Annotated in this window: 10 protein-coding genes and 2 tRNA genes; 11 read left to right on the plus strand and 1 reads right to left on the minus strand. The window is 68.6% G+C overall.

The genetic code is table 11. From position 1 onward, the window contains the following. Positions 1 to 26 precede the first annotated feature (26 nt). Entirely contained in the window at positions 27 to 1,784 is a 1,758-nt protein-coding gene (gene recN, locus LW840_RS10520) for a DNA repair protein RecN (RefSeq protein WP_291261032.1), read from the plus strand. Here the strand turns inward: recN and LW840_RS10525 are convergent. Further along, a complete protein-coding gene (locus LW840_RS10525) occupies positions 1,760 to 3,328 on the minus strand; it encodes a hypothetical protein (protein WP_291269666.1) in 1,569 nt (522 codons plus the stop codon). The genes recN and LW840_RS10525 overlap by 25 nt on opposite strands. Positions 3,329 to 3,550: 222 nt before the next feature. Between LW840_RS10525 and LW840_RS10530 the strand changes: the two genes are divergently transcribed. From LW840_RS10530 to LW840_RS10575, 10 genes are all read left to right on the plus strand, one after another. Then, positions 3,551 to 5,398 (plus strand): hypothetical protein, encoded by a 1,848-nt coding sequence (locus LW840_RS10530; RefSeq protein WP_291276956.1) that lies wholly within the window; start codon positions 3,551 to 3,553, stop codon positions 5,396 to 5,398. Between the two features lie 69 nt (positions 5,399 to 5,467). Next, positions 5,468 to 5,540, plus strand: a tRNA-Gly gene (locus tag LW840_RS10535). Between the two features lie 125 nt (positions 5,541 to 5,665). Beyond that, positions 5,666 to 5,749, plus strand: a tRNA-Leu gene (locus tag LW840_RS10540). A 102-nt stretch (positions 5,750 to 5,851) separates the two neighbouring features. Then, a complete protein-coding gene (locus LW840_RS10545) occupies positions 5,852 to 6,079 on the plus strand; it encodes a hypothetical protein (protein ID WP_291266571.1) in 228 nt (75 codons plus the stop codon). Positions 6,080 to 6,214: 135 nt separating this feature from the next. Next, the gene (locus LW840_RS10550; protein WP_291261028.1) at positions 6,215 to 7,207 is read left to right on the plus strand and encodes a M20/M25/M40 family metallo-hydrolase; all 993 of its coding nucleotides are present in this window, start codon (positions 6,215 to 6,217) and stop codon (positions 7,205 to 7,207) included. Next, positions 7,204 to 8,280, plus strand: coding sequence for an aspartate-semialdehyde dehydrogenase (gene asd / locus LW840_RS10555; protein ID WP_291261027.1), 1,077 nt, complete (start codon positions 7,204 to 7,206; stop codon positions 8,278 to 8,280). The genes LW840_RS10550 and asd overlap by 4 nt, the downstream gene beginning before the upstream one ends. Further along, a complete protein-coding gene (gene lysC, locus LW840_RS10560) occupies positions 8,277 to 9,632 on the plus strand; it encodes a lysine-sensitive aspartokinase 3 (RefSeq protein ID WP_291276957.1) in 1,356 nt (451 codons plus the stop codon). The genes asd and lysC overlap by 4 nt, the downstream gene beginning before the upstream one ends. After that, positions 9,629 to 10,354, plus strand: a complete 726-nt coding sequence (locus LW840_RS10565; protein ID WP_291261025.1) for a dihydrodipicolinate reductase C-terminal domain-containing protein — start codon at positions 9,629 to 9,631, stop codon at positions 10,352 to 10,354. Before lysC ends, LW840_RS10565 begins: the two co-directional genes overlap by 4 nt. Next, positions 10,351 to 11,253 carry a 4-hydroxy-tetrahydrodipicolinate synthase gene (gene dapA / locus LW840_RS10570; RefSeq protein WP_291276958.1) on the plus strand — a complete coding sequence of 301 codons (903 nt, stop codon included), beginning with the start codon at positions 10,351 to 10,353 and terminating at the stop codon, positions 11,251 to 11,253. The genes LW840_RS10565 and dapA overlap by 4 nt, the downstream gene beginning before the upstream one ends. A gap of 39 nt (positions 11,254 to 11,292) precedes the next feature. Next, the gene (locus LW840_RS10575; protein WP_291266575.1) at positions 11,293 to 12,144 is read left to right on the plus strand and encodes a 2,3,4,5-tetrahydropyridine-2,6-dicarboxylate N-succinyltransferase; all 852 of its coding nucleotides are present in this window, start codon (positions 11,293 to 11,295) and stop codon (positions 12,142 to 12,144) included. Positions 12,145 to 12,149: the final 5 nt, after the last annotated feature.

A 12,149-nucleotide genomic window follows, 5' to 3' on the forward strand; every position in this document is an offset into this window, starting at 1 on the left:
TCGTACGTCCTCCAGCGGGGCCTCCCATGCTCGTCGAACTCCGCATTCGCAATGTCGCCGTCATCGACACGGTGACCCTGCCGCTGGAACGCGGCCTCAATGTCCTGACCGGCGAAACCGGGGCAGGGAAATCCATCATCATCGGGGCGCTGGGCATGCTGCTTGGCGAACGGACTGCCGCCGATCGTGTGCGCAGCGGGACTGATCGGGCCACGGTGGAGGGGGTGTTCGATGTGAGTGCGCGTCCGGAGCTGCGCGCCCTGCTCGACGAGCGCGGCATCGATGCGGACGAGCAGCACCTCGTGCTGAAGCGTGAGGTGGGCAGCAACGGCCGCTCTCGCGCATGGATCAACGGGTCGACCGTCACGGCGGCCGTACTGGCCGACATCGGGGCGCGCCTGGTGAGCGTGCACGGTCAACATGATTCGCGCCAGCTGGTCGATGCCGATCACCAGCGTGAACTGCTGGATGCCTACGTACAAGCCACGGCAGCGCGGCGGCGCGTCGCTGAGGCGTATGCGCACGTGGCCGCGCTGCGGGCGCGGGAGCAGGAGCTTGAACAACGGCGGTTGGAGGCCACCCGCCGCGCCGACTACCTCCGCTTCGTCGTGCGCGAGATTGAGGATCTGCAGCCAACCGCGGGGGAGGACGAGGCACTCGATGCCGACATTCGTCGGCTGTCACACGCCGAAGAGCTGCAGGGACTCGCCGCCCAAGCTGCCGCAGCCATCGCGGGAGACGAGCATGCCGCGCTTGGGCGGCTGGGCGCGGTGCGTCGGGCCTTGGCGTCGCTGACCCGCATCGATCCAGCGATGGATAGACTCCAGAGTGGTTTCGAGGCGGCGGTGTATGCGTTGGACGAGCTGGCCGGCGAGCTTTCCCAGTATGCCGAGGCGGTGGAGGCGGATCCGCAGCGGCTTCGTACCCTGGAGCGCCGTCGCGACCAGCTGCTGGGGCTCATGCGGAAGTACGGTCCCACCATCCAGGACGTGCTCGCGGAGGGCGCGCGCGCGCGAGCCGAGCTGGAGTTGGTGGACGGGGGGGGCCTCGACCTCGCGGCCCTTGCCGATGCGCGTGCTGGCGCGGAAGGCGCCTTCGCCGAAGCCTGCGCCGAGCTGACGCGCTTGCGCGTCGGGGGGGCCAGGCAGTTCGAGCGCGCCGTATCCGAGCTGCTCCCGGATCTGGGCATGCGCGAAGGGCGTGTCGAGGTGGTGCTCACCCCCCTCGATCAGGGATCGGCCACGGGGGCAGAGACCGTGCACTTCGTGGCAATGCTGAATGCGGGGGCCGAGGCGCGGCCGCTGTCGCGCATTGCCTCCGGTGGCGAACTGTCGCGCGTCATGCTGGCCCTCAGCACGGTGCTGGCCCGCCTGCAGCAAGTGCCCACGTTGGTGTTCGACGAAGTCGACGCCGGGGTCGGCGGCGCGGTTGCGTGGCAGGTCGGGGCGCTCATGCGTCGCGTCGCGTCCCATCACCAGGTCCTGGCCATCTCTCACCTGGCGCAGATCGCGGCGCGCGCACACCACCACATCGTGGTCCACAAGAGCGCCGTGGGAACGGTCACGACGTCGGATACGGTGGTCGTGACCGATGAGGCACGTATCGTGGAGATTGCGCGTATGCTGGGCGGCGATGCCGATCGCGAAGTCAGCCGTGCACACGCCCGCGAGCTGCTGTCACGAGGCGCCGACGACTCGGTGGCCGCAGTGGCCGGGGCAAGCAGTGGGGTGGCGCCACGCGCCGCCACGCCACGCGGCGCTCAGCGGCGCGGGAAGCCCGTGTAGACGCGCAGTTCCAGGCGGTCGGTGGAGATGACCGGCGTGAGGCCACCGCTTCCCGAAAGCGGTGTGGTATGGGTGTAGATCACTTCGGCGGGAAAGCGTGATCGGCCGCGCGCGTAGCTGGCCAGTGTCGAGAAACTGAACCCGAGCGCGGCGGCATTCACGGTGCGGGAGGGGATCGTCAGCCGCGGGCCGTCTGCCGCGTCGTAGTTGTCGCTGCCCCAGTGGCGCAGCAGGTAGGCCGCCGAGACCCCGAAGAAGTCACCAATCGCCACCCGCGGCGCCAACTCGATCTCCAGACGATTCCCCAAGGTGCGCTGCGCCTGGGTGGCCGCCACCGGCGCCGAGAACGTACCGGCCTCGTCGCGCAGGGGCGTGAGGATGGCCACCTGATCGGCCAACGGCAGCACGGCACGTACGGTGGCACTCATCCACGCCCACCGAGTGAACAGCACATCGGTGGTACTCCGAGCCAGGAGCGCGTTCGCCCCATCGCCGATCGGCACGTCGAAGGCATCGTCGGTGCGATCGGCCCCGGCGGTACCGAAGCGCCACCCCAACGTCACATTGCTGCGTACTCCCTTGCCGGGGGTGAGCAGTCGGCGCAACTGGTCGGCCCGGAAGCTGTCGAAGACCAGGAGCGAAGCGGTCAGGTCGACGTCTCCGATCCCGGCCCGCCGGGTGTCGCCAAGGCGGCCATACCCAACGCCGAAGGAGCTGTCGGAGGCAACCGTGCCGATGCTGCCGGGCCCCAGAATGACGGTGGCAGCGGCGGGCTGGGCCGATGCCGCGATGGCGGTAATGCCATACGCGCCGAAATCCGTACGCAGGGCACCGATCCCGGAGACGATTGCCGTATGCAACGCCGATCCGTTGAGTGGCACCACGGGCGCCCCACCACGCGTCGCGTCACCATACACGGTCACGAGATGCGTGCGCGTCGCGGCTGCGCGCGACACCAGCGCCTGGGCGCCGGCAGGATTGGCACGGATCGCCGTGCACCGCTCTTCCGTGGGCGTGCTGCAGCGGGTGATCTCCGCGGCGAGCGCCGCACGCGCCGCGTCGATCTGCCCCACCAGGGCACCGTTCGTCGCGCGGGCGGCGGCACCTGCGCTCAGGAAGGCCGGGTTGCGTCCGACATTGGCACCGGTGCCCGTGCGGTTCAAAACAAGCTGGGAGGCATCGCGTGACTCGACATACGGCACCAGCAGCCGCAGCGAGAGCCGTCGGGTGACGCCGTAATCGACGGTGATGGGGGCCACGCTCTGGCGCACTTCACCGCGTGCTTCGAGCTCCCCGAGCGAAAGGGCAAAGGCCGTGTTGCCGGTAAGCGCCCGAATGCTCGTCTGCACCGGCGTCAGTTGAGGCAGCTGTGTCGTGCCGAACACGTCAGTGGCCAGCCCGCCCAGCAGCGCACGGCGTCCAGACGGTGAACCGGGCGCGAAGACGGCCCGATAGTCGTTCCACAGCCCGCCGACGAGAATCCGGTACCCACCACGCGGAACTGGAATGGCATCATCCCCAATGCCGGCGACCGCCTGCGCCATGCCCGTCGAGGCGCCAGCCAGCGTGCACGCAGCGTACGAAACGACGGCGGCCCGGTAGCGCCATGCGCTACGGCGGTCGGGCAATGCTGGGCGGGATGGCCTGGCGGGCAGACGGGGCATGCAGGGCGCGTCGGGTGAGCAGGAGAAACCGGCTAGATTACGCCGATACGTGGCACCTTAGTCCGGCAGCGATGGCTCGTCAACGAACGACGGCATCTGCCGGTGGCAATACTCCCAACGCCGCGCCGTGATCCGTCGGTGCGTCAGGAACTCATGCGTCCGATTCCCTCGATCCCGTGGCAACTCACGGGCAATCATTGGCTCTCCCTCCCCTGCATCAATCCCATGGACGGCGCGATTCACGCCGTGGGCGTGCTCCATCGCGGCGCACGCGCGGCCATTGAGGTCGCGGGATCTGCCAACTTCGTTTCCGGCGAGGGACAGCCACTGCTGCGCCCGGTCGTGCGGGTGCACGGTGAAGTGCGCGCGCTGGCCGCCGAGGGGATCGCCTGGGAACGCGCCGTGGGCTGGCTTCCCACCTTCACGTGCACGATCGGCACGCTGGTCGTACGAGGCACGATCTTCGCCCCGTATGGGCGCGATGCCGACATCTCGGGCGCGGTGTACACCTTGGCCATAGAGAACCGGGGCGCGAGCGATGTGTCGCTGGAGGTCGCGGTCGAAGGCACCCTGGGGCATCGGCAGCAGCGTGTGCGCACTCCCCGGCCGTTCGATGACGAGCATGTGGTCAGTCTCGGCGAGGACGAGGTCGTCCTGCTTGAAGGGGCGGCGATTCCGGGACTGGTTGCGGTCGCCATTGGCAGCGACGGGCCGGCGACGGTGGAGGTAGAGCAGGGGGCATCCCACGCCCCACGGGCCTTTGCCATTCGGCGCGTGCTCAGTGCGCCGGCGGGCGGCTCGGTGCAGACGGCATTCTATCTCGCCGTTGGCCCGGAGCGCGACGGTGCCCAGGCCACCGTGAGCGTACTCCGCCGCCGCGGGTGGCGGGCACTGCTCAGCGCCACACGTGAGGCCCTCACGGCGCTCGAACAGACGACCGGGAACGAGGGCATCGATCGGTTGCTCAACCGCAACTTGCTGTTCGCGTACTTCTATGCGGTGGGTCGCGGGCTCGACGACGCCCACTACTACCTGTTGCGGTCGCGCGCCCCGTGGCATTCCATGGGGTGTACGGTGCGCGACTGGGAAGCGCTCATGTGGACGTTGCCGGCCATTCAGCTGGCCGACGCTGGCCTTGCGCGCGAACTGCTGGTCCGTGCCTGTGAGCTGCATGGCTATGCCCCTGGGCAGGGGGTGCACTACTTCGACGGTACGCTCTTCCAGCCGGGCTTCTGTGTGGAAGGGCCGGCGGCGTTTGCCATCGCCACGGACCGCTACATCCGCGATACGGGCGACGACCAGATCGTCGAAGACCCTGTGGTGGCCGACACCCTGTATCTCAGCCATGATGACTTGGTGGCGCGGCGCGACGAGCGGATCCCTCTCTACTCCACGGAGGTCACCGCAGGGGGCGCACCCGCCGCCTTTCCGTTCACGTTGCATGGCAATGCGGCGGTGGCCCTTGCCCTCGACGTGTTCCGCCGTACCCTCGATGAGGAAGCCGCGGCCGCGGTAGAGGACCCGGCGGCCGTTCGGGCGGCAATCCGTCGTCACTTCGCCGTGGACCGGGGGGAGAAGGCGCGCCTCGCGACCGCGGTCGATCTGGCCGGCGGAACGGCGCTCGCGGACGATCCGTCGGGTTCACTGCTCTGGCTGCCGATGTACGACGCCATGGACCGCGAGGATTCGCTCTTTCGGCGAACCGCCCGGGCCGTACGCCCGGAGTTGACCGACAGTACTGTCCTGCTCCTGCAGGTCGCCCGGCTGCTGGGGCCGGAGGGGCAGGAGGTCCTGGGTTGGCTGCGGCGGGCACCGCTGGACGGGGGGATTGCCTCCGAACTGGTCGATGCAGAAGGGCGAGCGGTCAGCAACGGCGGGGATGCTGCACTGGCTGGCCTGCTGGCTCACTCGCTCTGGTTCGCCGGGCACGCGCTGGGGCTGCGCGATTAGGGCGGGTGCTTGTCCGCCGACCGACTCGAGACTAAACTCATCTTAGCACCGGTATTCTGCTCGGTGCATGCGGGAATAGCTCAGTTGGTAGAGCACAACCTTGCCAAGGTTGGGGTCGCGGGTTCGAGTCCCGTTTCCCGCTCTGACCACAGGTGGTCGAGAGCAATGACAGTCTGCGACAACGGGAGCGCCACCGCGCTCCCGTTTTGTCTTGGTGGCGGTGCCGGGGCGTGCCGGACGGCGCGATCCCGCTTGCGCCTGGTGTGTACCCGGATGGCGAAATCGGTAGACGCGAGGGACTTAAAATCCCTTATCCGCGAGGGTGTGCGGGTTCGAGTCCCGCTCCGGGTACTGCGCGGCGCATGACCTGCACCCCTACTGGTCCGACTCACGCTCGTCGGCGTGCATCGGTAGTTTGCGGGCATTCCTCTCTCCCCCCTTCCCGGAGCGGTCGTGCGTACGGTGTCGGACAAGCAGGGTACCACCTGGATCTGCCTCGAGTTGCCGGAAGTGCCGGCGGAGCAGCGCGAGCGCGCCGCGGCTTTGGGCACGGCGCACGTGGCCATCGAGTGCAACTCCGGTGCGGACCGCGTCATTGCGCTCGTGCCTCCAGGGTGGGATGACGACATGGACGACGCGCGCCTGACGCAGATCATTCGCGAGCATCTCGCCAGGCCGTAGCGGCGCGCTGGCCGCCAGCGTCGCGGCCGTCGGCGTGAGCCGCACGCGGTGTGTCGCATGCGCTGTACGGCACGCGGCGCACGGTACGTTACGGCGGGGGCGCGCCAAGGCGTCGGTTGCATGTATGTTGTGTGCATGTCCGACGTCGTCACACTCGCCACCGAGCTCCTGTCCATCGAATCGACCACCGGCCGCGAGCGGGATGCGGTCGATTTCGTGTCGCGCTGGTGTCTCGCCCAAGGCTGGACCGTTTCGCTGCAGGAAGTCGAGCCGGGGCGCTCCAATCTGTGGGCCACGCGCCGTGGTGGCGGGGTTACCCTGTCCACGCATCTCGACACGGTTCCCCCGTTCGTTCCCCCTCGTCTCGAAGGCACGCGGCTGTATGGGCGCGGTGCCTGTGATGCCAAGGGGATAGCGGCGGCCATGATGATGGCGGCCCAACGACTCGCGGAGGCAGGGGAGGATCGCGTCGACCTGCTCTTCGTGGTGGGGGAAGAGAAGGGGTCGCCCGGCGCGCGCGCCGCGAATCGCCTTGCCCCCACCAGCCGGTATCTGGTCAACGGCGAGCCCACGGAAAGCAAGTTGGCAGTCGGGTGCAAGGGGGCGCAGCGCGTCATTGTCCGCGTCCGCGGAAAGGAGGCGCATTCGGCCTATGCACACCTTGGGGAAAGCGCCCTCGAGGCCATGCTCGACCTGCTGCCGCAACTGCGGGCGCTCGCGCTGCCCGCCGATCCGGTGCTCGGCGCCACCACGTACAACATTGGCGTCCTGCGCGCGGGCACCGAGGCCAACATCGTGCCGGGACTCGCGGAAGCCGAGATCATGATTCGACTCGTCGGCGACGTGGAACCGGTACGGGCGGCATTCACGGCGTGGGCCGCGGATCGGGCCGAGTTGGTATGGGGGTCGCACATTCCGGCCCAGCGGTTCCAGACCATTCCCGGCTTCGAGGTGGAGCCGGTGGCGTACACCAGTGATATCCCGCTGCTCGATCGTTGGGGGGCGCCGCTCCTCTTCGGTCCCGGCTCAATCCACGTGGCCCACACGCCCATCGAGTACATCGATGTGGCGGAACTCGAGGCGTCGGTTGACGCCTACGTTCGCATCGTTCGCACCCTGCTCGCATGACTTCCACTCCTCCCCGCTGGCCCGTTGCGGTGCTTGGCGCGACGGGCGCCGTTGGGCAGGCGTTCATTCGTCTGCTCGACGCGCATCCCTGGTTCGATCTCGTCGATGTGGCCGCCTCCGAGCGCAGTGCGGGGAAGCGCTACGGTGACGCCGCGCGCTGGCTCGAGGGCCACATGCCCGCCGGTGTCGGCGCGCTCATCGTGAAGAACTGCACGCCGGACGAGATCACCGCGCCCATCGTCTTCTCGGCGCTGGACTCCGGCGTGGCCGGCGATGTGGAGGCCGCCTTTGCGCGCGCCGGTCGATTGGTGTTGTCGAACGCCAAGAACTACCGCATGGCCGACGACGTGCCGCTCGTCATTCCGGAAGTGAATGCCGATCACCTGGCCCTGCTCGATCGTCAGCGTGTCCAGCGGGGATGGCGTGGGGCGATCGTGACGAACGCCAACTGCGCCACGACCGTCATGGCGGCCGCGCTCGCGCCACTGCACGAGGCGTTCACCGTGACCAAGGTGTTCGCCACCACGATGCAGGCGGTCTCCGGCGCCGGTTATCCGGGTGTGCCGTCGCTCGACATCCTCGGCAATGTGGTGCCGTTCATCAACGATGAGGAACCGAAGATCGAGTCGGAACTCAACAAGTTGTTGGGACGCTACGACGGCGATCGCATCGCTTGTGCCGACATCGTGACCAGTGCGCACGCCAACCGGGTTCCCGTGGAGCATGGGCACACCGTGTGCATGTCGGTGGCCTTTGCCACCCGGCCGAGCCCTGAGCAGGCGCTGGCCGCGTTGCGCGCGTGGCGCGGCCATGAGGCGGTGCACGGACTGCCGTCTGCCCCTGCACAGGCGCTCATCGTGCGCGACGAAGCCGATCGCCCGCAGCCGCGTCGCGATGTCGACGCCGGGCGCGGCATGTCCACCACCATCGGTCGGGTGCGGGCGGACACCCTGTTCGATCTCAAGCTCGTGGCGATGTCACACAATGTCGTGCGCGGCGCTGCCGGGGGGTCGATCCTCAACGCCGAACTGCTGATGAAGAGCGGACGCCTCGCGGAGCTCGCCCGCCCGTGATCGTCTGCAAGTTCGGTGGCACCAGCGTGGCCGACGCGGCGGCCATTTCGCGCGTGGTCGACATCATCGCCACCAAGCGGGAGCAGCAGCCGGTCGTGGTGGTCTCGGCCCTTGGAGGCGCCACCAACATGCTGCTCGACATTGCCAACAAGGCCGCCGGCGGTGAGTTGCTCTCGGCACTCCAGCTCATCGAGCAGCTGCGCGATCGCCACCTCCGCGAGGCCCGCGCCCTGCTCGCCGGTTCGCACGACGCCGAGGATGTGGCGGTCGAGGTGGGCACCACCTTCGACGAACTCGCCCATCTGGCCGAGGCGTTCAAGACGCTCGGGTACCTCACGCCGCGATCCCTCGATGCCGTCGCGGCCATCGGTGAGTTGCTCTCCTCGCAGATTGTTGCCGCCACCTTCCGCGCCCGCGGCTTCGATGCGGTCTGCGTGGACGCGCGTGACGTGATGCGCACCAACGATTTCTTCACGAAGGCCGAGCCGGACGTCGAGGAGATTGCGCGGCTGGCGCAGGAGCGCCTCGTCCCGCTCGTGCTCCAGAATCGGATTCCGGTCATGGGAGGGTTCGTGGGGGCCACGGCCGCCCGCGTCACCACCACCCTCGGCCGCGGCGGTTCCGACTACTCGGCCTCGCTCGTGGGGGCGGCCATTGACGCCACGGCCATCGAGATCTGGACCGACGTGGATGGCATGCTCACTGCGGATCCCCGCATCATCCCAGGGGCGCGCCTCATCGAGCGCATCAGCTTCGACGAGGCTGCGGAGTTGGCCGCCTTCGGGGCGAAGGTGCTGCATCCGGCCACCATCGCGCCGGCGGTGCAGCGCGGAATCCCGGTGTACGTGTTCAACTCGCGCAATCCCGCCGCGAGGGGAACCATGATCGCCTTCGACGCGCCGCGTCTTCCGGTGCGGGCCATTGCCGGCAAGCGCGCGACCACGATGGTCAAGCTGCGCTCATCGCGCATGTTGCTCGCGCCCGGATTTCTCCGGCGGGTCTTCGAGGTGTTCGAGACCCATCGCACTTCGGTGGATGTGGTGACTACCTCCGAGGTTTCGGTGTCGGTGACGCTCGACGACGCGACGAATCTCGGCGCCATCCTGCAGGATCTCGCGGCATTTGGTGATGTGTCGGTATCGCCGCGGGCCGGGCTGCTGGCGATCGTAGGCGCGGGGATCGCCGACGGGAGTCAGGCCATTGCACAGGCGCTCGCCGCGCTCGGGCCCATTCCCGTGCACATGGCGTCGCTGAGTGCCACGGGAATCAACTTCACGCTGGTCATCGATGATGATCAGGTCGTGGCCGCCATGCAGCGACTGCACGCGACCTTCTTCGAGCAGACCCCGTGACCCCGATCGTGGGGCAGCCGGTCCGGGTGGCCCTGGTGGGCATGGGACGCATGGGGCGGGCGCTCGAGGCGCTCGCCCCCGAGCGGGGCTGCGAAATCGTCGCGCGGCTCGACACCGTGGAGATGGCGCGCGGCCTCTCGGCGGCGGATCTCCGCGAGGCGGAGGTGGCGATCGAGTTCACGACGCCCGCCTCGGCCCTCGCCAACACCGCCGCGCTGCTGGCCCTCGGCTGTCCGGTGGTGGTCGGCACGACGGGCTGGAATCACGATCTGCCCGTACTGGAGGCCGCGGTACGGCGGCACGGCGGTCGGGCGCTCTGGTCACCGAACTTCTCCGTGGGGGTGCAGCTGTTTCTCGCCATCGTGGAGGACGCTGCACGGCGCGCGCGCGAGGTCGCCGGCTTCGACGTGCACATTGTGGAGACGCATCACGCCGCCAAGATGGACGCGCCCTCGGGGACCGCCATGGCCATCGGGGAGCGGGTGGAGGACGGTCTCGGGCGAACCGTGCCCGTCTCCAGTATTCGCGTGGGGAGTGTTCCCGGTACCCATGAGGTGCTGCTCGATGCCGCCTTCGAGCAGATCTCCCTGCGACATGAAGCCCGGGACCGGCGGGTGTTTGCCGACGGTGCACTGACGGCGGCGCGCTGGCTTGCCGCTCCGCGGCCGCCGGCCCTCTACACCATGCGCGACGTGCTCGCCCCGATGCCATCCCTCCCATGAACGCCCCTCAGTCCACCACCATGCTCCATGGCTGCGGTACCGCCATCGTGACGCCGTTCACTGTGTCCGGCGCCATCGACGAGGCCGCGCTGCGGGCGCTGGTGGAATGGCAGGTGGTCGCCGGCGTGCATATGGTGGTGCCTTGTGGATCCACCGGTGAGGCAGCCACCCTCACCCCGGCCGAGCATCGCCGGGTGGTGGAGATCACCGTCGAGCAGGTGAACGGCCGTATCCCGGTCGTCGCGGGGGCGGGGTCGAACGACACGCAGCGCGCCATTGCCATGTCGCGCGAGATGCGGGCCATCGGCGCCACGCACCTGCTGCAGGTGACACCGATGTACAACAAGCCACCCCAGCGGGCGCTCATCGCGCACTTCCGGGCCATCGCCGACGCCTGCGACCTGCCGATCGTGCTGTACAATGTGCCGGGGCGCACGGCGGTGAACATGGAAGCGGCCACGACGCTCACGCTCGCGCAGGATCCGCGCTTCGTGGCGGTCAAGGAAGCCAGCGGAAACCTGTCGCAAATGACGACCATCATTCGGGAACGCCCGTCAGGCTTTGCCGTGCTCTCCGGCGACGACAGCTTCACGCTCGCGCTCATGGCGCACGGCGGGGAGGGCGTCATCTCGGGGGTCGCGAACGTGGCGCCGGCGCGCATGGCAGCGCTCTGCGACGCCATGCGCCGTCAGGAGCTGCCGCTGGCACGGCAACTCGATGCCGCGCTTGCCCCGCTGGTAGATGCCTGCTTCGTCGAGTCGAATCCCATTCCGGCCAAAGCGATGCTGGCCATGATGGGGCGCGTGCAGGATGTCGTGCGCGCTCCTCTCGTGCCGCTCGCCGATGCGCTCCGCGCGTCGGTGCGTGACGTGCTGGTGCAGGCGTCGCTCCTCTCCTGAGTACTCCTCTCCGTCTACTCCTCCCGGGTCGCTCTGCTCATGGCACTCTCCGTTGCCGATCTCGAAGCGCGCTTCAACGATCCCCTCCTGCTCGACAGCGGTGCCCCGCTGGTGCACGATGCGCAGCAGCTGTTCGACACGGCCATGGCCCACCTTGAACGGGGCGATATCCGGGCTGCACGTCGTGATGAGGCGGGGAACTGGCATGCGGTGGCGTGGGTCAAGCGGGCCATTCTCCTCGGCTTTCGCATTGGACGCGTGGCGGAGATGTCGGCGCAGGCGCCGTTCAGCTTCATGGACAAGCATACGTATCCCCCGCGCGAATTTCGGCTGGAGCACGGGGTACGGATCGTGCCGGGCGGCTCCACTGTGCGCCGCGGCGCCTACCTGGCGCCGAACGTCGTGTGCATGCCTCCCATGTACATCAATGTCGGTGCCCACGTGGGACGCGGGACCATGGTCGACTCCCATGCGCTGGTGGGTAGCTGCGCGCAGATTGGCGAGCGGGTACACCTGAGCGCCGCAGCGCAGATCGGGGGCGTGCTCGAACCCATCAACGCCTCCCCGGTGGTGATCGAGGATGACGTGATCGTGGGCGGGAACTGCGGTGTCTACGAAGGTACGGTGGTCCGCAGCCGGGCCGTGCTGGGGGCCGGCGTGATCCTGACGCGCGGGACGCCGGTCTACGACCTGGTAAAGGAAACGGTGCACCGGGCCACGGGCGACCACCCGCTCATCATACCGGAGGGGGCGGTCGTGGTGCCGGGAGCGCGTCGGGTATCGTCGGCCTTCGGCGAGGCGCAGGGGCTGTCGTTGCAGACACCGGTCATCGTGAAGTATCGCGATGACAAGACCGATGCCGCCACGGCGCTGGAGGCGTGGCTGCGTTGAGTGGC

The organism is Gemmatimonas sp., assembly GCF_021298855.1.
In the GTDB taxonomy this organism is placed as follows: Bacteria; Gemmatimonadota; Gemmatimonadetes; order Gemmatimonadales; family Gemmatimonadaceae; genus Gemmatimonas.